Source organism: Ideonella dechloratans, assembly GCF_021049305.1.
In the GTDB taxonomy this organism is placed as follows: domain Bacteria; phylum Pseudomonadota; class Gammaproteobacteria; order Burkholderiales; family Burkholderiaceae_C; genus Ideonella; species Ideonella dechloratans.
Genome location: NZ_CP088081.1, coordinates 2,114,247 through 2,140,667 on the forward strand (window position 1 = coordinate 2,114,247; position 26,421 = coordinate 2,140,667).

Below are 26,421 nucleotides of genomic sequence, written 5' to 3' on the forward strand. Positions count from 1 at the left end.
GCGGCTCAGGCCCGCCACAGCGGGGTAGGTTTGAGGGCGGCACTGCCCGGAAAGACCTGGTCGCCCAGCACCCGGTCGCCCAGCCCCAACTGAGGGCCCAGCACGCCCTTGAGCACCGAGCGGATGTCCAGGGTGATGTGCAGGTCTCGGCCCTCGAAGCGCTGGGCCGGCGCCAGCCCCGGCCAGTCGGCCAGCACCCGGCCGCCCTGCACCCGTCCGCCCAGCACCCAGGCCGCCCCGCCGGTGCCATGGTCGGTGCCCCGCGTGCCGTTGATCTCCACCGTGCGCCCGAATTCCGTGGCCACCACCACGGCGGTGCGCTGCCAGGCATCCTCCGCGCCCGGGGCCATCATCGCGGCCCGCAGCGCGGCCAGCCCCTGGTCCAGTTCGCCCAGGCGCCGGGTCAGTGCGCCGTTGGGCGCCGCCTGATCGGCATGGCTGTCCCAGCCGGAGACGTCCAGCACCACCACCTGGGGCCCTTCGGGCCGGGCCATCAGGGCGCCGGCAGCCTGACACAGGGCGACAAAGTCGCCCGCCCCTGCCTTGGCGGGCCCCATGCCCGGGCGGGGCTCGGCTCCGCTGCCGGGCGCCATGCTCAAGCTGGCCGGATCATCGCCGGCCGCCGAGGCCGCCGCAGCAACCTCGGCCTGCACGCCCTTGGCACGGCTCAACGCATGGCCCAGGGCCGCGTCGTCGGCGTAGAGGCGCTGCAGACGGGCCAGCAGATCGTCCGAGGGGGATGGCAGGTGCGAGGGTGCCCAGGTGTCCACCCCGGACCAGCCCCGCAGCACCAGCGGGACAGCCGTGCTCATGGCCAGGCCGCTGCGCCGCGTGGCCGCCAGCGCCCGCCCCAGCCAGCCATCGCGCAGCTGACCGGGCTGTTCGCCACCGGATTCCAGCACCTGCTGGGCGTCGAAGTGCGAGCGCTGGTGATAGGCCAGGCCGGTGGCATGCACCACCAGCAGTTCACCGCCGCGGTAGAGGCTGTGCATCTGCGCCAGCGCCGGGTGCAGGCCGAAGGTGCCATCCAGCGGCAAGGGGGCACCCGCCTGTTCGGTGAAGCGGTCCCGTGCCGCGGCAAAGGCGGGATCTCCGGTGGCCGGCACGGCAAACAGGCCGTCCAGCCCGCCGCGCAGGATGACGAAGACCACACGGCCTTGCTGCTGGCCAGCGCTGCCGGCCCAACTCAGCCGCGTCGTGCCGGTCGCAGCCAGCGCGGCCATGGCACCCAGCCACTGCCGGCGGTTCAGTTCATCCATCCGTGTCATGGGTCACTCCGGTTGCAGCCTGTGGCAGCGCGCATCAGCGGCGCTGGAATTCCGGCGACATCATCAGCAGCACCAGCGCCTGCGTGCCGTCCGCGGCACGCTCGACCTGCTGCCGGGTGTTCTCCGACAGCAGCGGCCCCAGCGCCCGCGTCGCCAGCGCGCGGGCGTCCATGCCATCGCCGAAGCGGGCCGCCAGGCGCTGGGTCCATTCAATGCGCTTCCACACCCCGTCGGGGGCCAGCCAGTCGTCGGCGCCATCGGGCCAGCCGGCCGGTGACGGTGCGCGCATCAGCGACTGCCCCATGGTGCCGATGCCGCCGTCGGCCGGCGGGGTGAGCCAGCGCACGTCCAGGCCCAGCAAGCGGGCGCAGGACAGGGCATGCTCCTGCGGCGTCTTGAGCTTGCGCTGCGGCGCCGCCCAGGCTTCGGGCGCCTGGACCAGCGCTCCGTGCAGGGCGCGCAGATCGCCGCCGCTGTCGAGATAGGCCTGCCGCAGCCGCGCCACCAGCGCGGGCGGCGGCTCGTCGGCCAACACATGCCGGGCCAGCTTGTGGGCCAGGTGCTGGGCTGTGGCGGGATGCAGGGCCAGGTCTTCCAGCACCCGATCGAGGGCCTGCGGCCCCTGCGGATAGACGCGCCCGAGCACCGTCTTGGGCCCGGGCTGGTGCCGCCGGGCCTCGAAGCGGGTCGGGCTGTCGCTGCGCGGATCGTCCACACTGGTCCAGCCCGTCAGCACCTGGGCAAAGGCGGTGACATCGGCCTGGGTGTAACCGCCCGGACGGGCCGGATCACGGCTGACCTCCGCCCCCAGGGTGTGCAGTTCCAGCACCTCGCGGGCCAGGTTCTCGTTGAGGCCCAACCGCGCCTGGGGCTGGTGCTGTGCGGCCAGCGACTGCGGCCCCACCGAACGCTGGTTGTCCAGGTAGCGCAGCATGGCCGGGTGCAAGGTGGTGGCCCGCAGCATGTCCTTGAAGCGGCCCCCCAGATGCGGCCGGATGGCCTCGCGCTCGAAGGCGCCGGCCAGGCCATGCAATTTGCCGGAGGCCTCCGACACGGTGAAGTGGTTGGCCCAGAACATCACCAGCCGCTCATTCCAGGGGCGTGCGGAGCGGGTGGCCGTGCCCAGGCTGGAACGCAGATTGGCCTCCAGCCGCAGGCGCTGCTGACGTCGATAGGCCATGGCTTCATCGCGCAGCGGCTGCGCCACGGCCTCGTCCTGGGTCTGGCCCCGCATCTTCTTGAGTTGCGCCAGGCGCCGGCTGCGCTGCTTGAGCAGTTCCAGGGTCTGCTCCGAATCCAGCAGGCCCTCGCCCCAGGGGGCATCGGCCGGCCCCAGCTGTTCCAGCAGCCAGCGCCGGGGGTCCGGGCCCACCACGGCCAGATCGGGCTCACCCAGGCCGAAGCGGTGCGCCGCGAGCGCGGTTTCCAACGTCACGTTCATCGTGGCCCCTCAAGCGTTCTGATGCCCAACGTGCCAGCCGGCTCACCGGTGGACCGCCGTGGCCGAAATGGTCATCATTCCGGCTGTTCAGCCCCGAGGGAGATCATGCCGCGTTTCAAGTTGACGATCTGCGCCGCACTGGCCGTGCTCGGCGGCGCCGCATCGGCCCAGTACAAGTGCGTGGGCGCCGATGGCAAGGTGTCGTTCCAGCAGATGCCCTGCCCCAGCAGCGCCAGTGGCCAGAAGCTGGAGGTCAAACCGGCGATGGGGGCCGGACCGGCGGTGGCGCCGCAGCCCGCAGCCTCCGTCACCGGTGTGGCGGCCGAGATGGAGTGGGTGCACAGGATGGAGCGCGAGCGCAAGCTGAAGGAACAGCAGCAACGCATTTCCGACCTGGAAGCCACCATCGACGACCGCAACCGCCGGATGCAGAACGAGATGGCCGAAATTCAAAGCCGCAAGGCCCAAGCCAAGAACAACCTGGCCGGCGCGACCTGGGAGCAGAGCCTGAGCACCGAGATGCAGGCCGTGGCCGCGAAGTACCAGGCCCTCAACGACGCCGACCAGGCCCGCCTCACCCAGCTGCGCGCAGAACTGGCTCAGATGCAGCAGGCGCCCCAATGAGCCCGCCTCCATGAGCAGCTCTCGTTGCGATTTCGACTCTCCGCTTTGGCGGCCAACCGTACCGCAGCATCACTGAGGTCTGCGAGCATGAGGCACATTTCCTTCAGCACTTGGCTCGCGATGTAGACGAAGAACGCAAGTGAGCTTCCAGCCAGAAGGCCCAACAGTCCCATTCCCCCGCTGCCGAAGAAGAACGCGGCAAGCCCGCACACCAGGCAGAGCAGCGCCAGAGCAGTCCCCAGCCAATGACCGACCTGGGTGAGTCCGCGAAATGTCGGGTACAGCGATCGGCCGCGCATCAGCAGGACGAAAGCGCGCAGCTCTGGCACCCCTTGCCTGGGAGGCCCAAGCTGGTCAGAGAAGATAGGCGCAGGATCCGCAAGCTTTTCCTGCACGCCGACCAGTCCGGCCAGCAAGTGGAGGGGCCGCTGCCTGTTTCACTTGCCACTGCTGCCAGTCAGCGTCTCAACGCTTGCAACAGCGTGTGAGAGAGATCAAGCTAAGACCTTCACCTTGCGTTGTGGGTATCAGCTCATCTGCAATGCCTGCAGATGGATGGGTCAGGGCGTGCTGCCCTTGCCCGATCGTGGCGTAATCGAAGCGAAGAGGAAGGGGTTGCCTGAATGTTTATTAATGAAGACAACGCCAATATATTCAGCGCCACATTTGCCGGCTTGGCATTTATATTCTCATTAATTTCTCTTGCTATCAACTTCCATACGAGCAGGAAACTGAAGCAAGCAGACATTCTTTCTGGCTTAAATAGCCGCTTTGACGCCTTGCAAGCGGAGCGCGCCAAGCTGCTGACCAGAACCACACCCATCCCTCCAATCGAGAAAGATTATGAAGTTCATATATTTTTTGACCGCTTCTGGAGTTTGCAATTTGATGAGTTCGTGGCTTGGCAGCATGGCAACCTGGCGGATGAGGTATATCGCTTCTGGACATTTGCCAGATGGAGGCAGCTGACAAATCCTCCAGAGGACTGGATCATCAATGGATCCTCTGTCAAATCAAGTCTTCAAGAAGCATGCAGACGCTGGACAAGACAGGAACCCCACGGCTTCACCGATCGACCTTTAGTCAATGGGTTTATTGACATGTTCGGAGAAATTAGCACAGCAACGCGAGAAATTGAAGTTACCAATATACTAAACCGATACACGAGGGCAATCAATTGCGCCCCATAGCATGGAAGCGTTCATGCTGGACGCGGCACCCTTGCAAATCTATCGGAGCCGCCAAATCTTAAGAGGCAAGCGTTGCCCCCGGGGTGATGGACCATCCGCTTGACGAATAAATCGGGATGCGAGGCCTGCCATTTCCTGAGCGCTTGGGCAGTTGGGGCCGCAGTGTGGTCGCACGCGGTACCCGCGATGATGCTCACGAAGTGTCACCAAATAGTGGCCAGAAGGTAGCGCCCATCGTCCAGAGCCTTGAACGAGACTTGGCCTAGACTTCTGCGGCGACTGAGCGGTGCACCCGAGCACCCAGGGTAAGTGACCCGGTGCCCCCGTGTTACCCGAAAACAAAACGGCCTGGTCGCAAAGCGAGCCAAGCCGTTGATTCTTGTGGTCGGGGCGAGAGGATTCGAACCTCCGACCCTCTGCTCCCAAAGCAGATGCGCTACCAGACTGCGCTACACCCCGACGAAGCCCGCGATTGTAGCCGCAAGACGTGGCCGCAGCCGCCGTTCTTCCACGGTGCTCAGACGGCCTGCGTCGCCATCACGACGATGCCGTCCTCGTCCGCATACAGCCAGTCGCCCGGCCGCACCCAGACGCCTTCGATCTGCACCGGCACGTCGCGCAGGCCCTGGTCGCGCCTGTCGGTGGGCAGGGGCATCAAGGCCATGGCGCGGATGCCCACCTGGCAGGCGCGCAGCTCGGCCGCATCGCGCACCGCGCCATAGACCAGCACGCCAGCCCAGCCGTTGTCCTGCGCCGCCTTGCCCAGGTTGCCGCCCACCAGGGAGCGGCGCAGCGAGCCCGCGCCATCCACCACCAGCACCCGGCCCTGGCCGGGCGAGTTGACGGCCTCGCGCACCCGGGAGTTGTCGTCCAGGCACTGCACGGTGCTCACCGGCCCGGCAAAGCGGGTCAGCCCACCGAAATCGCGGAACAGCGGCGGCAGCACGCGGAAGGCGCCGTCGCTGTCGCCCTTGTGGGCGTCGCACAGGTCGCAGGTGGAAAAGTCCTTGGCAGAAGTGCTCATGAGGTTCGTCTCCAGGGTTCCAAAGGCAGATCAGGCATTGTGGATCTTGCGGATCGGCGGTTTCACATCCTCGGCACGGGCCGGCAGCATGGCCTGGTGCTCGCGCGCCGCGTTCAGGATGATGCTGGTGCTGGTCTCGGCCAGCAGGCAGAAGCGGGTGACCACCGCATCCAGATGGGCCACGTCGATGACCGCGATCTCCAGCACCCAGCTGTCCTCGCCCGTCACGTTGTAGGCGCTGACCACCTCCGGCGTCTGCTGGATCAGCTTCACCACGCGGGCGTATTCGGCCCGCCCCACGCGGATGACGGCGCGGATGCCATAGCCCAGGGCCCGCAGGTCCACCGTGGCGCGGTAGCCGGAGATGACGCCGGCCGCCTCCAGCTTGCGCACGCGTTCGGTCACCGCCGGCTGGGAGAGATGGACCCGCCGGCCCAGCTCCGCCATGCTCAGCCGGGCGTCGGCCTGCAGCTCGGCCAGGATGCGGGTGTCGTAGCTGTCCGGCGCCAGGGATGTGCTCATGGTTCAAAGCCTAGCATGCACAAGACCAGGAATTTGCAGGCCGGATGAACCCATGACCTTCAGATTCCCATCGCCCGCCGCCCTGCCCCCTCCTAACATGGCGGACATGACCACGGCCTCCCTCTCCCCCACCCGCGACAGCCGCCTGGGCCCGCTCATCCTGGCCTGCCTGGCCGCCACCTGGCTGGTCTGGGGCTCCACCTACCTGGTGATCAAGTTCGCGCTGATCAGTTTCCCGCCCTTCTTCCAGATGGGCAGCCGCTTCCTGGCAGCCGGCGCCCTGCTGATGGCCTGGACCCGCTGGCGTGGCCAGCCCTGGCCCACGCGCCGCGAATGGCTGCATGCGCTGGTGGTGGGCACCCTGATGCTGGGCGGCGGCATGGGCGGCACGGCCGTGGCCGAGGAAACCGTGGGCTCCGGCCTCATCGTCGCCTTCATCGCCGTGGTGCCGATGATGATCACCTTGGCCAACCTGGCCTTCGGCCTCAAGCCCGGGCGCATGGAGGCCGCGGGCATCGGCGTGGGCCTGATCGGCGTGCTGATGCTGACCCAGGGCGCGGGCTTCCAGGCCTCCACCCATGGCCTGGTGGCCATCACCGTGGCCTGCGTCACCTGGTCCATCGGCAGCGTGCTGAGCCAGTTCCGCCTGCCGCTGGCCCCTGGCGCCACCGGCTTTGCCAGCGAGATGCTGTGCGGCGGTGCCGTGCTGCTGGGCCTGTCCTGGATGTCTGGCGAGGCGCCCCAGTGGCCGCCGCAGCCGGTGGCCCTGGCCGCCTGGGCCTACTTGGTGGTGTTCGGCTCGCTGATCGCCTTCAACGCCTACATGGTGCTGCTGGCCCGTGCGCCGTCAGGCCTGGCCTCCAGCTACACCTTCGTCAACCCGGTGATCGCCATGCTGCTGGGCGTGGCCGTCGGGGGCGAGCATGTCAGCGGCTTCGAGTGGTCGGCCGTGGGCGTGGTGCTGCTGGGCGTGGTGCTGCTGGTGTCCGGGCGGCGCTGAGCGCCCACCGGCCCCTTCCCGCCCTCAGGCTGCCTGCGACCGCCGGCGCGCCACCCCTGCGCCCACGCTGCCGGCGGCCAGCACGCCAGCCAGCAGCATCAGCGCGGCGCCGAAGAACACGGCCGCCGGCCACTGGCGGTCCATCAGCGCGCCGAACATCGGCGCGGCCGTGGCAAAGCCCAGGTCCAGGCCCGAGTACACGGTACCGTAGACGCGGCCGGTCGCCCCCGGCGGTGCGGCCTGCTTGATCAGCATGTCGCGCGAGGGCCCGGCCAGCCCGGTGCCGAAACCGGCCACCGCCGTGACGGCCGCCGCCGCCAGCGGGGGCAGCCAGCCGCTGCCTGCCAGCGCCAACAGCCCCGCGGCCAGCACCATGGCCACCGCGATGTTGCGCTCCAGACGCTCGGTGCGGTTGAGCAGAAAGCCCCCCACCACCATGCCGGCCGCACCGCACAGCATGTAGCCGGTGACCACGAAGGCCGTGCGCGCCAAGGGCAGGCCGTAGAGCGCCGTCAGCGCCGGGCTGGCAAAGCTCTGCACCGCCGCCAGCGCGGCCGTGGTGAAGAAGAAGAACGAGAAGCACAGCCACACCGAGGGCAGGCGCAGAAAGGCCATCGGGTGCTCGGCCGGTGCGGGGGCCGCGCCCTTCTTCGGCGTCCAACTGCCCTGCCGGTCGTCCAGCAGGTCCCGCTGCCAGATGACCAGCGCCAGCACGGTCAGGGCGACCACGGCCGTGCCCCAGTACGCCGCCCGCCAGTTGCCGAAGGCACTGGCCAGGCCGATGCTGAACACCGGCGCCGCGGCCCAGCCCAGGTTGCCGGTGATGCCGTGAACGGAGAAGGCGTGGCCCAGGTTGCGCGCCGACACCCGCTTGTTCAGGATGGTGAAGTCCACCGGATGGAACGGCGCATTGCCCAGGCCGGCCAGTGCCGCCGCCAGGGCCAGGCCCGCCATGCCATGGGCATTGGCCGCCGCCAGCGAAGCCGCGACAAAGCTGGTCAATGCGGCCCAGAGCACGGGCCGCGCGCCCACCCGGTCCACCAGAAAGCCCGACAGCGCCTGGCCGATGCCCGAGACCACGAAGAAGGTGGTCACCAGCAGGCCCAGCTCCGAGTAGCTGAAGCCGAACTCCCGGATGAAGGCCGGGAACAGCGGCGGCAGCAGCAGATGGAAGAAGTGCGAAGTGCCGTGGGCCAGGCCGATCAGGCCGATGATGCGGACGTCCTGGGAGGTGCCAGGGGTGCCGGGCGTGGTGCCGGGCGGCAGGGTGGCGGTGGTCATGCTCGCCATGGTGGCAGCGCCATTGCGGCAAAGTGGCGATACTTGGCCAACTTCTGTCGAATTCCAGCCACATCGCCCGCCCACCCCATGTCCAGCCGCCCAGACACCGCGCGCCGCACCAGCCTGCCCCCGCTGGACCCGGGCCGCTTTGCCCCCAGCGCCGACCGACCGGTGCGCGCCAAGGCCCGGCCGCTGGCCCGCCAGGCCGACATCCAGCCGCATCACCACGCCTGGGCGCAACTGGTGTTCTCGCTGGAGGGCACGCTGCGGGTCAGCACGCTGCGCCCCGATGGCAGCGGCACCAGCTACCTGGTGCCGCCCGCCCAGGCCGTCTGGATCCCGCCGGGGCGCACCCACAGCGTCACCGCGGTGGAGCGGGTCGAACTGCGCACCGTCTACCTGGCCGCGCCACAAGCCACTCAGCTGCCGGACTGGCCCGAGGGCCGGGTCATGGCCGTCAGCCCCCTGCTGCGCGAGCTGGTGCAGGCCCTGGCCCTGCTGTCCGAGCAGGCCACGCTCTCGGCCGAGGCGCTGGCCCGCGAGCAGGCCCTGGCCCTGCTGGTGCGCGACGAGCTGCTGAGAGCCCGCCCCGTGCCCCTGGGCCTGGCCCTGCCGGGCGAGCGCCGGCTGCGGCGCCTGTGCGAGCAGATGCTGGCCCAGCCTGGGCGCCATGCCGACCTGGAAGGCTGGGCCGCCGAGGTGGCCGCCAGCCCGCGCACCCTGGCCCGCTTGTTTCGGGAGCACCTCGGCACCACCTTCGGCCAATGGCGCCAGCAGCTGCTGCTGGCCCAGGCCCTGACCCTGGCCGCCCGCGGCCGCCCCGTGCACCTGATCGCCACCGAGCTGGGCTACCGCAGCCCCAGCGCCTTCGGCGCCATGGTCAAGCGGACGGTGGGCGTCTCGCCCGGGCAGTTCCTGGCCAGCGCCTGAACGCCCCGAGCGGCCCCACGGGCCTGCACCTCAGTTCAAGGAACCTAAAATCCCGCCATGAGCGAAGTTCAGTTCGACTACACCCGCCAGGACGCCAGTGGCGCCAGCTGCACCGCCCACGCCTGGGCCAAGGTGCCCGCCCCGCTGACGCCCGCGCAGCGGGACGACCTCAAGCAGCGCGCCGCCGCCCTGCTGAAGGCCCGCAACGCGGTGCTGGTGGCCCACTACTACGTGGATGGCGACCTGCAGGACCTGGCCCTGGAAACCGGTGGCTGCGTGGCCGACTCGCTGGAGATGGCCCGTTTCGGCCGCGACCATGCCGCCCAGACCCTGGTGGTGGCTGGCGTGCGCTTCATGGGCGAATCGGCCAAGATTCTCTCGCCCGGCAAGACGGTGCTGATGCCCGACCTGGACGCCACCTGCTCGCTGGACCTGGGCTGCCCGCCCGAGGACTTCGCCGCCTTCTGCGACGCCCACCCCGACCGCCAGGTCGTGGTCTATGCCAACACCAGCGCCGCGGTGAAGGCCCGCGCCGACTGGATGGTGACCAGCTCCTGCGCGCTGGCCATCGTGCGCCACCTGAAGGAACAGGGCCAGAAGATCCTCTGGGCCCCGGACCGCCACCTGGGCCGCTACATCCAGGAAGAGACCGGTGCCGACATGCTGCTGTGGAACGGCGCCTGCATCGTGCACGACGAGTTCAAGGGCGTGGAGCTGGAGCTGCTCAAGGCCCAGCACCCCGAGGCCATGGTGCTGGTGCACCCCGAATCCCCGCGCAGCGTGGTGCAGCTGGCCGATGTGGTGGGCTCCACCTCGCAAATGCTCAATGCGGTGATCCACGGCAGCGCCAAGGAATACATCGTTGCCACCGACAATCTGATCATGCACCGCATGCGCCAGCTGGCGCCGGGCAAGGTGCTGATCGAGGCCCCCACCGCCGGCAACAGCGCCACCTGCAAAAGCTGCGCGCACTGCCCCTGGATGGCCATGAACGGCCTGCAAGGCGTGGTGGACTGCCTGGAGCGCGGCGTGGGCGAGATCCATGTCGATGCCGCCACCGGCGAGCAGGCGGTGCATTGCATCACCCGCATGCTGGACTTCGTCGCCGCCCACCCCTCGGCCCTGGCGCCCAAGGTGCAGGGCATGGTCCGCGGCATCGGTGCCGCCTGAAACTGCTGTCCCGATGTACGACCACGACGAAACCCTGGACGAGGCGCGTGCGCGCAATGTGCGTGACGCGCTGTTCGAAGACATCGGCCGCGCCGACTGGACGGGCCTGCTGGTGCCGGCTGGCCGCCGGGTGGCCGCCCGCGTCACCGTGCGCGAAGACGCCGTGCTCTGCGGCCGCGACTGGTTCGAGGCCTGCCTGCACGCCCTGGACCCGGCTGCCACGGTGCAGTGGCACTACGCCGAAGGGGATCGCATGCGGGCCGACACGCCGGTGTGCGAGATCCAGGCCGACGCCCGCGCCCTGCTCTCCGCCGAGCGGCCGGCGCTGAACTTCCTGCAGCTGCTCTCGGGCACCGCCAGCATCACCCGCCGGCATGTGGATGCGATCGAGGGCGCCTCGCCCAACCCGCGCGGCTGCGCCGTGCTGGACACCCGCAAGACCCTGCCCGGCCTGCGCCAGGCGCAGAAGTACGCGGTGCGGGTGGGCGGCGGCCAGAACCAGCGCCTGGCGCTGTGGCACGGCATCCTGATCAAGGAAAACCACATCGCCGCGGCGGGTGGCATCCCGCAGGTGCTCCAGGCCGCCACCGAGCTGAACGCCGGGGTGGAGATCCAGATCGAGGTGGAAAGCCTGGCCCAGCTGCGGGAGGCGCTGGCCCATGGCGCCACCAGCGTGCTGCTGGACAACTTCAGCCTGGACATGATGCGCGAAGCCGTGGCCCTGACCGCCGGCCGCGCCCTGCTGGAAGCCTCCGGCGGCGTCACCCTGGACGGCCTGCGCGCCATTGCCGCCACCGGGGTGGACCGCATCTCCATCGGCAAGCTGACCAAGGACGTGCTGGCCACCGACTACTCCATGCGGGTGCTGGACCGGCTGGGCTGAGCCCTCAAGCGCCATCCCCCGCAATGAAGGCCCGCCTTGGCGGGCCTTTTTCACGCCTGCACCGGGCCGGATGCGGGCAGACTCCGGCCATGGACATCAGCTCGATCCACAACTGGTACGAAAAGGCCGTCTTCGCGACGGTGATGCGTCAGGCGCAGGACTTCCCGCACCTGCTGGACAACGAGGACGCCCTGGCCGACATCGCCTGCGTGGCGCTGAACCGCCTGCCGCCCCGCTACATCCGGCACGATGTGGACCTGGCCTTCTTCCAGACCGAACGGGAGCGCACCGAATCCGAACGGGCGGTGGAGGAAGCCGTCGAGTTCGCGATCGGCTTCGTCCAGGCCCGCAACGCGATGCGCGCGCGCTGCTGATCCGGGCAGGACCTGGCGACCCTGGGCCTGGCGCCTAGCGGCTCTTGGCCTTGCGCGTCAGCACCGTCGGGAAGCTGACCGGCAGGGTGTGCGGGAAATCACGGCTGTAGTGCAGGCCGCGGCTTTCGTGACGCATCAGGGCCGAGCGCACGATCAGTTCTGCGCAGACGACCAGGTTGCGCAGCTCCAGCAGGTCGCGGTTGACCCGGAAGTTGGCGTAGTAGTCGTCGATCTCGTCCTTGAGCAGCTTGATGCGGTGCAGCGCCCGCTCCAGCCGGCGCGTGGTGCGCACGATGCCGACGTAGTTCCACATCAGGAGGCGCAGCTCGTCCCAGTTGTGGGCGATCACCACCTGCTCGTCGGCGTTCTCCACCAGGCTCTCGTCCCAGGCCGGCAGCTTGGGCGGCTGCGGCACCGGCGCCTGCAGGATGGCGTCCACGCAGCTGTGGCCCAGCACCACGCATTCCAGCAGCGAGTTGCTGGCCAGGCGGTTGGCGCCGTGCAGGCCGGTGTAGGTGGCCTCGCCCACCGCGTACAGCCCCGGCAGGTCGCTGCGGCCGGACAGGTCGGTCACCACGCCGCCGCAGGTGTAGTGGGCCGCCGGCACCACCGGAATCGGCTGGCGCGCGATGTCGATGCCCAGTTCCAGGCAGCGGGCGTGGATGGTCGGGAAGTGCTCCTTCAGGAAGGCCTCGCCCAGGTGGGTGGCGTCCAGCCACACATGGTCCAGGCCGTGCTTCTTCATCTCGAAGTCGATGGCCCGGGCCACGATGTCGCGCGGGGCCAGCTCGCCCCGGGCATCGTGCTCGGGCATGAAGCGGCTGCCCCAGGGCGAATCGTCGCTGTCGCCTTCCAGCTTGACCCCCGGCAGGCGCAGCAGGCCGCCCTCGCCGCGCAGCGCCTCGGTGATCAGGAAGCTGCGCTCCTGCGGGTGGTACAGGCAGGTCGGGTGGAACTGGATGAACTCCATGTTGGCCACCCGGCAGCCGGCTCGCCAAGCCATGGCGATGCCATCGCCGGTCGAGGTCTCGGGGTTGCTGGTGTAGCGATAGACCTTGCCCACGCCGCCGGTGGCCAGCACCACGGCACGGGCCGGCAGGGTCTCCACCCGGCCGCTGTCGATGTCCAGCGCATACACGCCGTGGCACTGCGGACGGCCATCGGACTTCTTGACGTGGCGGTTGGTGATCAGGTCCACCGCCATCCAGCGCGCCCGCAGCTCCACGTTCGGATGGGCGCGAGCCCGGGCCAGCAGGGCCTCGTGGATGGCCTTGCCCGTTGCATCGGCCGCATGGGCGATGCGACGCACGGCATGGCCGCCCTCGCGGGTCAGGTGCAGACCCAGCGGGCCACTCGGGTCGGGCGAGAACGGCACGCCCTGGGCCACCAGCCATTCGATGGCCTGGGCGCTGTTCTGGGCGATGTAACGGGCGGTGTGCTCGTCCACCAGGCCGGCACCGGCCTCCTGGGTGTCGCGCACATGGGATTCCACGCTGTCGTCCGAGCCCAGCACACCGACGATGCCGCCCTGGGCCCAGGCGGTGGCCGCCTCGCCCAGATCGCGCTTGGCCAGCACCACCACCTTCTGGCCCTGTTCGGCCAGGTTCAGGGCCACGGTCAACCCCCCCAGACCGGCCCCGATGATGACCACCGGCAAGGCATCGTCCCCACCGGAACGAGAGGAGGACGACACGGGTGCGCCCGTGGACAGCGACGGTTCAGACATGATCGAGGACAGGACAACCGGGGGACCGGCCGCACATGACAGAAAAAAGGCGTGCGCCCATTCTAAGGACGCACGCCATCCGAGCCACCCCGAAGGGCATGCCCGGGCTCAGTGCACGACGCGCCCGAAGCTGAGTTCGCCGCCCTCGACGTCGATCGGGATGACGTCCTTGGGGCCGAACTTGCCTTCCAGGATCAGCTTGGCCACCGGGTTCTCGATGCGGTGCTGGATGGCCCGCTTGAGCGGACGCGCCCCGAACACCGGGTCGAAACCGGCCTTGGCGATCTCGGCCAGTGCCGCCGGAGACACCTCCAGCTGCATGTCCATCTTGGCCAGCCGCGCCTCCAGGGCCTTGAGCTGGATCTTGGCGATGGATTCGATGTTGGCCTGGTCCAGGGCGTGGAACACCACCGTCTCGTCGATCCGGTTCAGGAACTCCGGACGGAAGTGCTGCTTGACCTCGTCCCACACCGCGGCCTTGATCGCCTCGCCCGGCTGCCCGGCCATGGACATGATCAGGTGCGAGCCCAGGTTGCTGGTCATCACGATCACGGCGTTCTTGAAGTCCACCGTGCGGCCCTGGCCATCCGTCAGGCGGCCATCGTCCAGCATCTGCAGCAGCACGTTGAAGACGTCCGGGTGGGCCTTCTCGACCTCGTCGAGCAGGATCACGCTGTAGGGCTTGCGGCGCACGGCCTCGGTCAGGTAGCCGCCCTCGTCATAGCCCACATAGCCCGGAGGCGCGCCGATCAGGCGGCTCACGGAGTGCTTCTCCATGAACTCGCTCATGTCGATGCGGATCATGTGGTCCTCGCTGTCGAACAGGAAGCCCGCCAGCGCCTTGCACAGCTCGGTCTTGCCCACGCCGGTGGGGCCCAGGAACAGGAAGCTGCCCAGCGGCCGGTTGGGGTCGGACAGGCCGGCCCGGCTCCGGCGGATGGCATCGGACACGGCCACTATGGCCTCGTCCTGGCCCACCACGCGCTCGTGCAGCTTGGTCTCCATCTGCAGCAGCTTGTCGCGCTCGCCCTGCATCAGCTTGCTCACCGGGATGCCGGTGGCACGGCTGACCACCTCGGCGATCTCCTCGGCGCCGACCATGGTGCGCAGCAGTTGTGGCGCAGAGCCGCCCTTCTTGCCGGCCTCCTTGGCCTGGGCCTCCTTCAGGCGCTTGTCCAGCTCCGGCAGCTTGCCGTACTGCAGCTCGGCCACCTTGTTGAAGTCGCCCTTGCGCTTGAGCTCCTCGATCTGGAACTTGATCTTGTCGATCTCTTCCTTGACCTGGGCGCTGCCCTGGGCCGTGGCCTTCTCGGCCTTCCAGATCTCCTCAAGGTCGGCGTACTCGCGCTCGAGCTTGCCGATCTCTTCCTCGATCAGGCCCAGGCGCTTCTGCGACGCCTCGTCGGTCTCCTTCTTGACGGCTTCGCGCTCGATCTTCAGCTGGATCAGCCGGCGGTCGAGCTTGTCCATCGCCTCGGGCTTGGAGTCGATCTCGATCTTGATCTTGGCCGCGGCCTCGTCGATCAGGTCGATGGCCTTGTCCGGCAGGAAGCGGTCGGTGATGTAGCGGTGGCTCAGCTCGGCTGCGGCCACGATGGCCGGGTCGGTGATCTCCACGCCGTGGTGCACCTCGTACTTCTCCTGCAGGCCGCGCAGGATGGCGATCGTCGCCTCCACGCTGGGCTCGTCGACCATCACCTTCTGGAAGCGGCGCTCCAGCGCGGCGTCCTTCTCGACGTACTTGCGGTATTCGTCCAGCGTGGTCGCGCCGATGCAGTGCAGTTCGCCGCGGGCCAGCGCAGGCTTGAGCATGTTGCCGGCATCCATGGCGCCCTCGGCCTTGCCGGCGCCCACCATGGTGTGGATCTCGTCGATGAACAGGATCACGCGGCCCTCTTCCTGGGCCACTTCCTTGAGCACGGCCTTCAGCCGTTCCTCGAACTCGCCGCGGTACTTGGCCCCGGCCAGCAGGCCGGCCATGTCCAGCACCAGCACCTTCTTGTCGCGCAGGGTGTCGGGCACCTCGCCGTTGACGATGCGCTGTGCCAGGCCCTCGACGATGGCCGTCTTGCCCACGCCGGGCTCGCCGATCAGCACCGGGTTGTTCTTGCTGCGGCGTTGCAGCACCTGGATGGCGCGGCGGATCTCGTCGTCGCGGCCGATCACCGGGTCGAGCTTGCCCTGGCGGGCCCGTTCGGTCAGGTCCAGGGTGTACTTCTTCAGCGCCTCGCGCTGGCCTTCGGCCTCGGCCGAATCGACCTTCTGGCCGCCACGCACCGCGTCGATGGCGGCTTCCAGCGCCTTGCGGGTCAGGCCATGGCCGCGCACCACGCCGCCCAGGTCGCTGCGGGCATCCGCCAGGGCCAGCAGGAACATCTCGCTGGCGATGAAGCTATCGCCGCGCTGCATGGCCTCCTTGTCGGCCTGTTGCAGCAACTGCACCAGATCACGCCCGGCCTGCACCTGGCCACCCCCCTGCACCTGGGGCAGGCCGCCCATGGCGGTCTCCATCGCGGTCTTCAGGGCCGCGGTGTTGGCACCGGCGCGGTCCAGCAGGGCCTTGGGGCCCTCGGGCTGGGCCAGCATGGCCGCCAGCACATGGCTGGGTTCGATGTAAGGGTTGTCGCGGGCCACGGCCAGGCTCTGTGCCTCGGCCAGGGCTTGCTGAAAGGCGGTGGTGAGCTTGTCAAGACGCATGGATATTTCCTCCGATTGCGTGGACACATGGGCGCCGCCACGGCGTTTTCAAGAGACTGAACCGCCGATCCGCACAGGACTTTGACTCACATCAAGCGGCTTCACGCCGCCACCGCCGCCCCCTCAGAGCACGTCGCCCAGGGCGCGGTAGCAACCGGCGTGGTAGATCAGCGGCTCGCCCTCGGCCTGCCGCGCGGCCAGCACCCGGCCGATGAACAGGCGGTGGTCGCCCATCGGCTGCACGCTCTCCAGCGCGCACTCGAAACAGGCCAGGGCGTCGCGCAGCACCGGCACGCCGCCCTCCCCCTCGGCCCAGTCGCCCACCGCGAAGCGGTCCCGCACCGGGCTGGCAAAGGACTGGGACACCGGCATCTGCGCCTGGCCCAGCACGTTGACCGCGAAATGGCGGGCCTGCTCGAAGGCCGCCACGCTGGGGCTGGCATTGCGCAGCGACCAGAGGATGAGCGGCGGATCCAGCGACAACGCGTTGAAGGAGTTGACCGTCAGGCCCACCCGCTGGCCGGCGGCGTCCCGGCAGGTGACCACGGTGATGCCGGTGGCGAAGCGGCCCAGCGCACCCCGCAGTTGCTTGACGTCCAGGCTCACCGACTGCCTTCCGCGGCCGGGCCGGCGTTGGCCGAGGCGATGCCCCAGCGGGCCAGGGCCTGGTCGTCCGCCACCCGGGCGTCCACCCAGCGCGCGCCTTCGGCCGTGGTTTCCTTCTTCCAGAACGGGGCCTGGGTCTTGAGGTAGTCCATCAGGAACTCGCAGGCCTGGAAGGCCTCGCCGCGGTGGGCCGAGCTGACCATCACCAGGACAATCTGGTCGCAGGGCCTGAGGGGCCCGACGCGGTGGATGACCCGGGCCGCGCGGATGTCGAAGCGGGCATGCGCCGCATCGATCATCGCCTCGATGGCCTTCTCGGTCATGCCGGGGTAGTGCTCCAGTTCCATGGCCGAGACTTCGCCGGCCTGGGCGCCGTGGCGGTCTCGCACCGTGCCCAGAAAGCTCACCACGGCCCCGACGCCGCCATCGTCGGCGCGCAGGGAGGCCACCTCCTGACCCAGGTCGAAGTCGGCGGTCTGGATGCGCACCCGGGGTGTGACGGCAGAAGCGTTCAAGGACACGGGGTCAGCCTCCGGTCACCGGCGGGAAGAAGGCGAGTTCATCGCCATCGGCCAGAACCGCCTCGCCCGAGGCGAGCACCTGGTTGACCGCGGCCCGCACCGGCCGGGCCGGCGCCAGTGCCGCGGCGGCGGCCTCGCCCTCGGCCGCCAGCAGCGCGCGCACCTGGGCCACCGTGGCGCCCGCGGGCAGTTCCAGGGTCCGGGGCCCACCCAGCGTCTCGCGCAGCGAGGCAAAGAACAGCAGCTGGATCTTCATCGGCGTCTCGATCGGTGTCTCGGTCTTCAAGCGCCCGCGGCCAGCACCGGCAGCGGAAAGTAGTTCACGGTGTCCCCTGCGGCAAAGGCCTGGCCGGCGGGGTTGTCCAGCAGACCGTCGGCCCAGACGGCCGAGCTCAGCACGGCGGAGCTCTGGTTGGGGTGTAGCTGCAGGCGGCCGTCGGCGCCCACCCGCACGCGCAGGAACTCGCGCCGGCGATCCGGCTTGGGCCAGTCGAAGCCGGCCGTCACCCGCAGCGGCGTCGGCAAGGCGCAGCGCCCGCCCTGCAGGGCGGCCAGCAGTGGCGCCACCGTCAGCCAGAAGGTGACGAAGCTGGACACCGGGTTGCCCGGCAGGCCCATCAGCAGGGTTTCACCGCCGCCGGGGCGGCGCACCGCGCCCACGGCCAGCGGCTTGCCCGGCTTGGCGGACAGCTGCCAGTGGTGCAGCCAGCCTTCGGCCTGCACGGCGGGGCGCAGATGGTCTTCCTCGCCCACCGAGGCCCCGCCGGAGGTGACGATCAGGTCGTGGGCCGCCGCGGCCTCGCGCAGCGCGGCCTGCACCAATTCGCGCCGGTCGGCCACGGCGCCCAGGTCGGTCAGTTCGCAGCCCAGCTGCTGCAGCAGGCCGCGCAGCATGAAGCGGTTGCTGTTGTAGATGGCCCCCGGCTTGAGCGGCTCGCCCGGCAAGGCCAACTCATCACCGCTGCACAGCAGGGCCACCCGGGGCCGGCGGCACACCGTCAGCGTGGGCGCCCCCACCGCTGCGGCCAGGCCCAGGGCCTGGGGCGTCAGGCGGGTGCCCGCGGACAGCACCTCGGCACCGCAGGCCACGTCCTCGCCCCGGCGGCGGACCCACTGGCCGGCGGGCACGGCATCCTGCACCCGCACCCGGCCAAAGCCCTGGCCCGGGCCGCCGCTCTCGGCCGGCAGGGCCATGCAGGCTTCCTGCATCACCACGGTGTCGGCCCCGGCCGGCAGCGGCGCGCCGGTGAAGATGCGCGCCGCCGTGCCCGCGGCCAACGGGTGGCCGGGGTGACCGGCGGCAATGCGCTGGCTGACCGGCAGCACCGCACCGGGCTGAGCCACATCGGCGCTGTGCAGGGCGTAGCCGTCCATCGCGCTGTTGTCCAGCGGCGGCACGTCCACCCGCGCCACCACCGGCGCGGCCAGCACCCGACCCAGGCCGTCGAAGGTGGACACCTCCTCGGTCAGCGTCAGCGGGCGGGTGGCCGCCAGATCGGCCAGTTGCCCGAGCACCTCTTCGAGGGCCAGCAACGGGGGGCGGGAAGTCGAGGTGGGATCAGCCATGGTGAGGCGGATGGTAGAGGTAGCGCTCGCCGCTGGCGAGCAGATGCCGCACCAGGGCCGCGGGTTCGTTCAGGTCCAGCACCGGCACGGCCGGCGGCTCTGGCAGGCGAGCGGGTGCATCGGTGGCCACGGCCACCACCTGCGGGTCCTGCGGATACAGGGGGTCCCGGCTCGGGCCGTCCGGCGCGGCACGCCAGACCTCCACCTTGGGCAGGTCGCCGTGCTTGAACCCTTCCACCAGCACCCAGTCGCAGGGGCTCAGTTCGGCGATCAGAGCATGCGGGTCCAGTTCCCGGGGCTCGGGGTACTCGCGCATCAGCGCCAGGCGATGGCTGTTGGCGATCAGCACCTCGCCGGCCCCGGCCTGCCGGTGACGCCAGCTGTCCTTGCCGGGGTGGTCGATGTCGAAACGGTGGTGGGCGTGCTTGATGACCGAGACGGTCTGCCCGGCTGCGCGCAGGCCGGCGATCACGCCCTCCAGGAACGTGGTCTTGCCAGCCCCGGAGTTGCCGCAGACACCGATCACCCGCATGCCGTGACTGCGCTCAGTCCTGGCAGTGCTCGGCCACGAAGGCCTTGATCACGTCCACGCTGGCGGGCACCACGGTGAAGCGCTTGGGCAGCGCCTCGATGCCCTCCAGCTTGGCCGGGCGGCCGGGCTGGCGGCCCGTGGCCTCGACGATGGTCTCGGCGAACTTGGCGGGCAGCGCGGTCTCCAGCACGATCATCGGCACGCCGACCTCCACCCGTTCGGCCGCCACCTTCACGCCATCAGCCGTGTGGGTGTCGATCAGGTCGCCGAAGCGCTCGAAGGTGCTGCGGATGGTGGCCAGGCGGTCGGCGTGGGTGCTGCGGCCGGATTGGAAGCCGTAGTTGCCGATGGCCGCGAACTCCGCCGGGGTGACGGTGAAGGCGCCGTCACGGGCGATGGCCTCGCCAAACAGCGCCTTGGTGCGGACGCCGTCGCGGCCCACCAGGTCGTAGACGAAGCGCTCGAAGTTGGACGCCTTGGAGATGTCCATCGACGGGCTGGAGGTCTCGTGCGTCTCGGCGCTGCCGCGCACCCGGTAGGTGCCGGTGCGGAAGAACTCGTCGAGCACGTCGTTCTCGTTGGTGGCCACCACCAGGTGCTTCACCGGCAGGCCCATCTGGCGGGCCACATGGCCGGCGCAGACGTTGCCGAAGTTGCCCGAGGGCACGCAGAAGCTGACCAGTTCGCTGTTGTCCTTCGTCGCCTGGAAGTAGCCGGCGAAGTAGTACACCACCTGGGCCAGCAGCCGGGCCCAGTTGATCGAGTTGACGGTGCCGATCTTGTACTGGCGCTTGAAGGCCAGGTCGTTGGACACCGCCTTGACGATGTCCTGCGCATCGTCGAACACGCCCTCCACCGCCAGGTTGTGGATGTTGGCGTCCTGCAGGCTGAACATCTGGGCCTGCTGGAAGGGGCTCATGCGGCCGCGCGGGCTGAGCATGAAGACGCGCACGCCCTGCTTGCCGCGCATGGCATATTCGGCCGCGCTGCCGGTGTCGCCCGAGGTGGCGCCCAGGATGTTGAGCTGCTCGCCGCGGCGGGCCAGTTCGTACTCGAACAGGTTGCCCAGCAACTGCATGGCCATGTCCTTGAAGGCCAGGGTCGGCCCGTTGGACAGCGCCTCGATCATCAGCCCCGAATCGCCCAGGCGGCGCACCGGCACGATGGCCGCGCTGCCGAAGACCTCGGCGGTGTAGGTTTTGCGGACCAGCGCCTGCAGATCGGCGGCCGGGATGTCGTCGATGTAGAGCGAGAGGATCTCGAAGGCCAGGTCGGCATAGGCCAGACCGCGCCAGCGGGCCAGCGTGGCGCCATCCACCTGCGGGTAGGCCACCGGCAGGTACAGGCCGCCGTCGGGCGCCAGGCCCTCCAGCAGGATCTCGCAGAAGCGGCGCTCGGTCTTGTCGCCGCGGGTGCTGATGTACTTCATGGTCGCTTCCCGCGGCCCTCAGGCCAGCTCTTCCTTGCGCAGGCTGACGATGGGCGCCAGCACCGTGGGCAGGGCCTGCATCTTGGCCTCGGCGGTGCGCAGCCGGCCTTCCTGGGTCTCGTGGGTCAGGATGATCAGGTCGGTCTGCTTCTCGCCCTCGGCGGATTCGCGCTGCAGCACCGCGTCGATCGAGATGCCGTTGTCGGCCAGGATGCCGGTGATCTCGGCCAGCACGCCGGCCTCGTCGGCCACCTGCAGGCGCAGGTAGAAGGAGGTCTGAACCTGGGCAATCGGCAGGATGGGGGTGTCGGCCAGCGCATCGGGCTGGAAGGCCAGCGAGGGCACGCGGTGGTCCGGGTCGGCGGTGGCCAGGCGGGTGATGTCCACCAGGTCGGCGATCACGGCCGAGGCGGTGGGCTCGGAGCCCGCGCCCTTGCCGTAGTACAGCGTGGTGCCCACGGCATCGCCCTGCACCACCACCGCGTTCATCGCGCCTTCCACGTTGGCGATCAGGCGCTTGGCCGGGATCAGCGTCGGGTGCACCCGCAGCTCGATGCCCTCGTCGCGCCGCTTGGTGATGCCCAGCAGCTTGATGCGGTAGCCCAGTTGCTCGGCGTAGCGGATGTCCAGCGCCTGCAGCTTGGTGATGCCCTCAACGTGGGCCTTGTCGAACTGGACCGGGATGCCAAAGGCCAGCGCGCTCATCAGCGTGGCCTTGTGGGCGGCGTCCACGCCTTCGATGTCGAAGGTCGGATCGGCCTCGGCATAGCCCAGGCGCTGGGCCTCCTTCAGCACGACACCGAAGTCCAGGCCCTTCTCGCGCATCTCGGAGAGGATGAAGTTGGTGGTGCCGTTGATGATGCCGGCGATCCACTCGATGCGGTTGGCGGTCAGGCCCTCGCGCAGCGCCTTGATGATGGGGATGCCACCGGCCACCGCAGCCTCGAAGGCCACGGTGACGCCCTTGGCGCGCGCGGCGGCGAAGATCTCGCTGCCATGCACGGCCAGCAGGGCCTTGTTGGCGGTGACGACATGCTTGCCCGCGGCAATCGCTTCCAGCACCAGGGCCTTGGCCACGCCATAGCCACCGATCAGCTCGACCACGATGTCGATGTCGGGGTTGGCGATCACCTCGCGGGCATCGCCAACCACGCGAACGCCCTCGCCCACGATCGAGCGGGCACGCTCGACATCCAGATCGGCCACCATGGTGATCTCGATGCCCCGGCCGGCGCGACGCCGAATCTCCTGCTGGTTGCGCTGCAGCACGTGGAAGGTGCCGGAACCGACGGTGCCGATGCCGAGAAGGCCGACCTGGATGGGTTTCATGGGGATGCTCAGTCTTGAGAAGGCTGGGGAGGGAGAGATTGTCCGCGGACGAAGGCTCAGCTGCTGTGACGCTTGCGGTAGCCGTCCAGGAAGCGGGCGATCCGGCCGATGGCCTCGGTCAGGTCATCGGTGTTGGGCAGAAAGACGACACGGAAATGGTCATGGTCGGGCCAGTTGAAGCCCGTGCCCTGCACGATCAGCACCTTCTCCTGAGCCAGCAGATCGTAGGCGAACTGCTGGTCGTCGGCGATCGGGTACATCTTCGGGTCCAGCCGCGGGAACATGTAGAGCGCGGCCTTGGGCTTGACCACGCTGACGCCCGGGATCTGGGTCAGCAGGTCATAGGCCAGATCGCGCTGGCGGGCCAGACGGCCACCGGGGGCCACCAGGTCCTTGATGCTCTGGTAACCGCCCAGCGCGGTCTGGATGGCCAGCTGACCCGGCGTGTTGGCGCACAGGCGCATCGAGGCCAGCATGTTCAGGCCTTCGATGTAGTCCTTGGCGCGCTTCTTGTCGCCCGACACCACCATCCAGCCCGAGCGGTAGCCGCAGGAGCGGTAGTTCTTGGACAGGCCGTTGAAGGTCAGGAACACCACGTCCTCGGCCAGCGAGGCGATGCTGGTGTGCGTGGCGCCGTCGTACAGGGTCTTGTCGTAGATCTCGTCGGCGAAGACGATCAGCCCATGCTGACGCGCCAGCTCGACGATGCCGCGCAGCACCTCGTCCGGGTACAAGGCCCCGGTCGGGTTGTTCGGGTTGATGATGACCAGGGCCTTGGTGTGGGGCGTGATCTTGGCCCGCATGTCATCCAGATCAGGCAGCCAGCCACTGCCCTCGTCGCAGCGGTAATGCACCGGTGTACCGCCGGACAGCGACACCACGGCGGTGTAGAGCGGGTAGTCGGGCGAAGGGATCAGCACCTCGTCACCCGCGTCCAGCAGGGCATTCATGCTGAAGGCGATGAGCTCGGAGGCGCCGTTGCCCAGGTAGACGTCATCGACCGTGACGCCCTTGATGCCCTTTTCCTGGCAGTAGTGCACCACCGCCTTGCGCGGCGCGAACAGGCCCTTGCTGTCGGTGTAGCCGGCGGCCTCGGGCAGGTTGCGGATCATGTCCTGGATGATCTCGTCAGGCGGCATCAGGCCGAACGCGGCAACGTTGCCGATGTTCAGCTTGATGATCTTCTGACCCTCATCCTCCATCTGGCGGGCCTTGTCCAGCACCGGCCCCCGGATGTCATAACCCACGTTTTCAAGCTTGCTGGACTTGGCAATCGGTTTCAAACCGCAATCTCCTGCAATGGCCCTGAGCCCACATGCCCACAGGTCGGGGAAACTTATAATTAAAACATAGGCCGCGGGCCTTAATCGCGCAGGAGCATTCGTGAAATTCCAACCCGACTCGCTGGACGGCGTCAACGCCATTGCTCGCATCGAGCCTGGCCGGGTGTGGGTGCGGCAGTCCTCGTACGAACACAGCGTGATCGTGCCCTGGCAAGGTGCCGTGCAGACCTGGAACGCATCTCTGCCAACCGACCTGACGGCCGACCACTTCGCCCCCCTGGTGGCACTGGCCCCCGAACTGGTCATCTTCGGCAGCGGCGCCAAGCACACCTTCGTGTCGCCCGCGCTCTACCGGACACTGATCGAGCACCGGATCGGCATCGAGACCATGGACACGCCGGCCGCCTGCCGGACTTACAACGTGCTGGTCAGCGAGGGGCGCAAGGTGGTGGCGGCGCTGCTCGTCTGAACATCAGACTGGACAACAGACGGCCTGACCGGCCGGTCAGGATTCGGGCAAGGCAGCCAGCCAGGTCGACGGAGCCCCCCGCCCCGAAAGCCTTCGGAACAATTGCCCGTTCTGGGGGTGCGACCCGGGAAGCGGGGCAGTTCAACTTATAATGCACAGCTGAGCCTTTTCCGGGCCCCAGCTGAACACCCATTCTCATGACGCCAGCCCTCAACAAACCCCTTCCGGACATTGAAGCGCAAGCGACGGGTGGTGTGAAGTTCACACCCCAATCGTTTCATGGTCAAACTGTGGTGCTGTACTTCTACCCGAAGGACAACACGCCTGGTTGCACGACCGAGGCGATGCAGTTCCGGGATCACCACGAGGAGTTCGTGAAGGCAGGCGCTGTCGTCTTCGGCGTGTCCCGCGACAACATGGCTTCGCATGACAAGTTCAAGCAGAACCTGGGCCTGCCCTTCGAGCTGATCGCCGACACCGAGGAAAAGCTCTGCCACATGTTCGGCGTGGTCAAGAACAAGATCATGTACGGCAAGAAGGTCAAGGGCATCGAGCGCTCCACCTTCCTGATCGACGCGGGCGGCGTGCTGCGCGCCGAATGGCGCGGCATCAAGGTGGCCGGCCATGTCGACGAAGTGCTCAAGGCCGTCCAGGAACTGAAGGTGGCCGCCTGAAACACAGGGCCTGACACGCTGCGCTACTTGTGCATAATGGGTTCATGCCCGAGCAATTTCCGTCGCGCATCCCCCGAAAAGCCGCACAGTCGTCTGTGCGGCTTTTTTGTTTCTGAATCTTCCCGCTTCAGCCCAGGTTCCGACGTCCATGCCCCTGCCCAAGCCTCCCGCCTCCCGCGCCGCGATCCTGTCCACCTCGGCCTACGACACCCAGGCCGCCCCCAAGACCCGCCGAGCCACCGCCAAGGCCGTGCCCGCCCAGGCTGACGAGCCCCACCCGGCGCTGGAACTGCGCACCGAAGCCGCCGAACTGCCTGCCGCCCGCAGCAGCAGCGGCAGTGGCGGCATGCCCGTGAAGGCCCCCAGCCGGGCCAAGGCAGCCCCACCCGCCGCGCCGACACCCCAGGCCAAGCCGCGCAAGCCTCGCAGCAGCGGTCCCGCCAAGCTCTTCGTGCTCGACACCAATGTGCTGATGCACGACCCGATGTCGATCTTCCGTTTCGACGAGCACGACATCTACCTGCCCATGATCACCCTCGAGGAACTCGACGGGCACAAGAAGGGCATGAGCGAGGTGGCGCGCAATGTCCGCCAGGTCAGCCGCGAGCTGGATGCCCTGGCGGCCGAAGGCGGCCCGGACAGCCAGGAAGGCGTGCCGCTGGCCAAGACCGGCCACAAGGAAGCCGGCGGCAAGCTGTTCTTCCAGACCACCTTCCTCGACGTCTCGCTGCCCGCCGGTCTGCCCCAGGGCAAGGCCGACAACCAGATCCTGGGGGTCGTCCAGTCGCTGCGTGAACGCCATCCCCAGCGCGAGGTCGTGCTGGTGTCCAAGGACATCAACATGCGGGTCAAGGCCCGCGCACTGGGCCTGGCCGCCGAGGACTACTTCAACGACAAGACCCTGGAAGACGGCGACCTGCTCTACACCGGCGTGCTGCAGCTGCCCGCCGACTTCTGGGAGCGCCATGGCAAGACCATGGAGAGCTGGAGCCAGGCTGGGCACACCTACTACCGCATCAGCGGCCCGTTGGTGCCGGCGCTGATGGTCAACCAGTTCGTCTATCTGGAGGCTCCCGGCGAGGCCCCGCTGTACGCCCGCGTGACCGAGATCACCGGCAAGACGGCCGTGCTCAAAACCCTGCGCGACTACGCCAGCGGCAAGAACGCGGTCTGGGGCGTCACCGCCCGCAACCGCGAGCAGAACTTCGCCCTGAACCTGCTGATGGACCCCGAGGTGGACTTCATCACCCTGACCGGCACGGCCGGCACCGGCAAGACGCTGATGACCCTGGCGGCCGCCCTGTCCCAGGTGATGGAGGACCGCCGCTACAGCGAGGTCATCGTCACGCGCGTGACCGTGCCCGTGGGCGAGGACATCGGCTTCCTGCCCGGCAACGAGGAGGAGAAGATGGGGCCCTGGATGGGCGCCCTGGACGACAATCTGGAGGTGCTGGCCCGTGGCGACGCCAGTGCCGGCGAGTGGGGCCGCGCCGCCACCAACGACCTGGTGCGCAGCAAGATCAAGATCAAGAGTCTGAACTTCATGCGGGGCCGCACCTTCATGAACAAGTTCGTGCTGATCGACGAGGCCCAGAACCTCACACCCAAGCAGATGAAGACCCTGATCACCCGCGCGGGGCCCGGCACCAAGATCGTCTGCCTGGGCAACCTGGCCCAGATCGACACGCCCTACCTGACCGAGGGCAGCTCCGGCCTGACCTATGTGGTGGATCGCTTCAAGGGCTGGCCCCATTCCGGCCACGTCACCCTGGCCCGGGGCGAACGCTCTCGGCTGGCGGATTTCGCTTCCGACGTCCTCTGATCGTCACCACCGCCGCGAGAAAGGCCGCGCCAACCACGTGGCCTTTCTTTTCAGCTTGTT

At 68.6% G+C, this 26,421-nt stretch carries 26 protein-coding genes and 1 tRNA gene; 10 read left to right on the plus strand and 17 right to left on the minus strand.

Annotated features, from left to right (window positions below):
• Nucleotides 1-5 precede the first annotated feature (5 nt).
• A complete protein-coding gene (locus tag LRM40_RS09825; RefSeq protein WP_151125291.1) occupies nucleotides 6-1,268 on the minus strand; it encodes a DUF1501 domain-containing protein in 1,263 nt (420 codons plus the stop codon).
• 34 nt (nucleotides 1,269-1,302) lie between these two features.
• Nucleotides 1,303-2,709 carry a DUF1800 domain-containing protein gene (locus tag LRM40_RS09830; RefSeq protein WP_151125292.1) on the minus strand — a complete coding sequence of 469 codons (1,407 nt, stop codon included), beginning with the start codon at nucleotides 2,707-2,709 and terminating at the stop codon, nucleotides 1,303-1,305.
• Between the two features lie 105 nt (nucleotides 2,710-2,814).
• Between LRM40_RS09830 and LRM40_RS09835 the strand changes: the two genes are divergently transcribed.
• A complete protein-coding gene (locus tag LRM40_RS09835; RefSeq protein ID WP_170288936.1) occupies nucleotides 2,815-3,333 on the plus strand; it encodes a DUF4124 domain-containing protein in 519 nt (172 codons plus the stop codon).
• On the opposite strand, the gene LRM40_RS09840 is transcribed toward LRM40_RS09835, so the two are convergent.
• Complete coding sequence (locus LRM40_RS09840; protein WP_151125294.1) at nucleotides 3,309-3,749, minus strand: hypothetical protein; 441 nt, start codon at nucleotides 3,747-3,749, stop codon at nucleotides 3,309-3,311. The two genes, LRM40_RS09835 and LRM40_RS09840, sit on opposite strands and share 25 nt — an antisense overlap.
• A 207-nt stretch (nucleotides 3,750-3,956) precedes the next feature.
• Between LRM40_RS09840 and LRM40_RS09845 the strand changes: the two genes are divergently transcribed.
• The gene (locus LRM40_RS09845; protein WP_151125295.1) at nucleotides 3,957-4,523 is read left to right on the plus strand and encodes a hypothetical protein; all 567 of its coding nucleotides are present in this window, start codon (nucleotides 3,957-3,959) and stop codon (nucleotides 4,521-4,523) included.
• Between the two features lie 382 nt (nucleotides 4,524-4,905).
• Here the strand turns inward: LRM40_RS09845 and LRM40_RS09850 are convergent.
• The 3 genes from LRM40_RS09850 to LRM40_RS09860 form a co-directional block, all read right to left on the minus strand.
• Nucleotides 4,906-4,982 (minus strand) — tRNA-Pro (locus tag LRM40_RS09850).
• Between the two features lie 58 nt (nucleotides 4,983-5,040).
• On the minus strand, nucleotides 5,041-5,547 hold the full coding sequence (gene rraA / locus LRM40_RS09855; RefSeq protein ID WP_151125296.1) for a ribonuclease E activity regulator RraA: 507 nt from the start codon (nucleotides 5,545-5,547) through the stop codon (nucleotides 5,041-5,043).
• Nucleotides 5,548-5,577: 30 nt separating this feature from the next.
• Nucleotides 5,578-6,069: an Lrp/AsnC family transcriptional regulator gene (locus LRM40_RS09860; RefSeq protein ID WP_151125297.1), complete on the minus strand. Its 492-nt coding sequence runs from the start codon at nucleotides 6,067-6,069 to the stop codon at nucleotides 5,578-5,580.
• 106 nt (nucleotides 6,070-6,175) lie between these two features.
• On the opposite strand from LRM40_RS09860, the gene LRM40_RS09865 reads away from it, so the two are divergent.
• Nucleotides 6,176-7,069: an EamA family transporter gene (locus LRM40_RS09865; RefSeq protein ID WP_151125298.1), complete on the plus strand. Its 894-nt coding sequence runs from the start codon at nucleotides 6,176-6,178 to the stop codon at nucleotides 7,067-7,069.
• 24 nt (nucleotides 7,070-7,093) lie between these two features.
• Here the strand turns inward: LRM40_RS09865 and LRM40_RS09870 are convergent, their stop codons facing one another.
• Nucleotides 7,094-8,350: an MFS transporter gene (locus tag LRM40_RS09870; RefSeq protein ID WP_151125299.1), complete on the minus strand. Its 1,257-nt coding sequence runs from the start codon at nucleotides 8,348-8,350 to the stop codon at nucleotides 7,094-7,096.
• Nucleotides 8,351-8,437: 87 nt separating this feature from the next.
• On the opposite strand from LRM40_RS09870, the gene LRM40_RS09875 reads away from it, so the two are divergent.
• From LRM40_RS09875 to LRM40_RS09890, 4 genes are all read left to right on the plus strand, one after another.
• Entirely contained in the window at nucleotides 8,438-9,280 is an 843-nt protein-coding gene (locus LRM40_RS09875; RefSeq protein WP_151125300.1) for an AraC family transcriptional regulator, read from the plus strand.
• Nucleotides 9,281-9,337: 57 nt separating this feature from the next.
• Nucleotides 9,338-10,450 (plus strand): quinolinate synthase NadA, encoded by a 1,113-nt coding sequence (gene nadA, locus LRM40_RS09880; protein WP_151125301.1) that lies wholly within the window; start codon nucleotides 9,338-9,340, stop codon nucleotides 10,448-10,450.
• A gap of 13 nt (nucleotides 10,451-10,463) precedes the next feature.
• Nucleotides 10,464-11,333 carry a carboxylating nicotinate-nucleotide diphosphorylase gene (nadC, locus tag LRM40_RS09885; RefSeq protein WP_151125302.1) on the plus strand — a complete coding sequence of 290 codons (870 nt, stop codon included), beginning with the start codon at nucleotides 10,464-10,466 and terminating at the stop codon, nucleotides 11,331-11,333.
• Nucleotides 11,334-11,422: 89 nt separating this feature from the next.
• The gene (locus LRM40_RS09890) at nucleotides 11,423-11,707 is read left to right on the plus strand and encodes a late competence development ComFB family protein (RefSeq protein ID WP_151125303.1); all 285 of its coding nucleotides are present in this window, start codon (nucleotides 11,423-11,425) and stop codon (nucleotides 11,705-11,707) included.
• A gap of 34 nt (nucleotides 11,708-11,741) precedes the next feature.
• On the opposite strand, the gene nadB is transcribed toward LRM40_RS09890, so the two are convergent.
• The 10 genes from nadB to LRM40_RS09940 all read right to left on the minus strand — a co-directional run bounded on the left by nadB (nucleotide 11,742) and on the right by LRM40_RS09940 (nucleotide 23,396).
• Nucleotides 11,742-13,433: an L-aspartate oxidase gene (gene nadB / locus LRM40_RS09895; RefSeq protein WP_151125304.1), complete on the minus strand. Its 1,692-nt coding sequence runs from the start codon at nucleotides 13,431-13,433 to the stop codon at nucleotides 11,742-11,744.
• A gap of 108 nt (nucleotides 13,434-13,541) precedes the next feature.
• Nucleotides 13,542-16,130, minus strand: coding sequence for an ATP-dependent chaperone ClpB (gene clpB, locus LRM40_RS09900; protein WP_151125305.1), 2,589 nt, complete (start codon nucleotides 16,128-16,130; stop codon nucleotides 13,542-13,544).
• A gap of 123 nt (nucleotides 16,131-16,253) precedes the next feature.
• Complete coding sequence (locus LRM40_RS09905) at nucleotides 16,254-16,736, minus strand: flavin reductase family protein (protein WP_151125306.1); 483 nt, start codon at nucleotides 16,734-16,736, stop codon at nucleotides 16,254-16,256.
• Nucleotides 16,733-17,251 carry a molybdenum cofactor biosynthesis protein MoaE gene (locus LRM40_RS09910; protein ID WP_151125308.1) on the minus strand — a complete coding sequence of 173 codons (519 nt, stop codon included), beginning with the start codon at nucleotides 17,249-17,251 and terminating at the stop codon, nucleotides 16,733-16,735. Before LRM40_RS09910 ends, LRM40_RS09905 begins: the two co-directional genes overlap by 4 nt.
• Before the next feature lie 10 nt (nucleotides 17,252-17,261).
• Nucleotides 17,262-17,513 carry a molybdopterin converting factor subunit 1 gene (moaD, locus tag LRM40_RS09915; protein WP_022978894.1) on the minus strand — a complete coding sequence of 84 codons (252 nt, stop codon included), beginning with the start codon at nucleotides 17,511-17,513 and terminating at the stop codon, nucleotides 17,262-17,264.
• A gap of 26 nt (nucleotides 17,514-17,539) precedes the next feature.
• The gene (locus tag LRM40_RS09920; protein ID WP_151125745.1) at nucleotides 17,540-18,823 is read right to left on the minus strand and encodes a molybdopterin molybdotransferase MoeA; all 1,284 of its coding nucleotides are present in this window, start codon (nucleotides 18,821-18,823) and stop codon (nucleotides 17,540-17,542) included.
• A complete protein-coding gene (gene mobB, locus LRM40_RS09925) occupies nucleotides 18,816-19,355 on the minus strand; it encodes a molybdopterin-guanine dinucleotide biosynthesis protein B (protein WP_151125744.1) in 540 nt (179 codons plus the stop codon). Before mobB ends, LRM40_RS09920 begins: the two co-directional genes overlap by 8 nt.
• Nucleotides 19,356-19,368: 13 nt before the next feature.
• Nucleotides 19,369-20,784, minus strand: coding sequence for a threonine synthase (thrC, locus tag LRM40_RS09930; RefSeq protein ID WP_151125743.1), 1,416 nt, complete (start codon nucleotides 20,782-20,784; stop codon nucleotides 19,369-19,371).
• Between the two features lie 18 nt (nucleotides 20,785-20,802).
• Nucleotides 20,803-22,113 (minus strand): homoserine dehydrogenase, encoded by a 1,311-nt coding sequence (locus tag LRM40_RS09935; RefSeq protein WP_151125742.1) that lies wholly within the window; start codon nucleotides 22,111-22,113, stop codon nucleotides 20,803-20,805.
• A 56-nt stretch (nucleotides 22,114-22,169) separates the two neighbouring features.
• Nucleotides 22,170-23,396, minus strand: coding sequence for a pyridoxal phosphate-dependent aminotransferase (locus LRM40_RS09940; protein WP_151125741.1), 1,227 nt, complete (start codon nucleotides 23,394-23,396; stop codon nucleotides 22,170-22,172).
• Nucleotides 23,397-23,496: 100 nt separating this feature from the next.
• Between LRM40_RS09940 and LRM40_RS09945 the strand changes: the two genes are divergently transcribed.
• From LRM40_RS09945 to LRM40_RS09955, 3 genes are all read left to right on the plus strand, one after another.
• Nucleotides 23,497-23,865 carry an Mth938-like domain-containing protein gene (locus tag LRM40_RS09945; protein WP_151125740.1) on the plus strand — a complete coding sequence of 123 codons (369 nt, stop codon included), beginning with the start codon at nucleotides 23,497-23,499 and terminating at the stop codon, nucleotides 23,863-23,865.
• Between the two features lie 197 nt (nucleotides 23,866-24,062).
• Nucleotides 24,063-24,539, plus strand: a complete 477-nt coding sequence (locus LRM40_RS09950) for a peroxiredoxin (RefSeq protein WP_022981739.1) — start codon at nucleotides 24,063-24,065, stop codon at nucleotides 24,537-24,539.
• Nucleotides 24,540-24,687: 148 nt separating this feature from the next.
• Nucleotides 24,688-26,361 carry a PhoH family protein gene (locus tag LRM40_RS09955; RefSeq protein WP_151125739.1) on the plus strand — a complete coding sequence of 558 codons (1,674 nt, stop codon included), beginning with the start codon at nucleotides 24,688-24,690 and terminating at the stop codon, nucleotides 26,359-26,361.
• Nucleotides 26,362-26,421 lie beyond the last annotated feature (60 nt).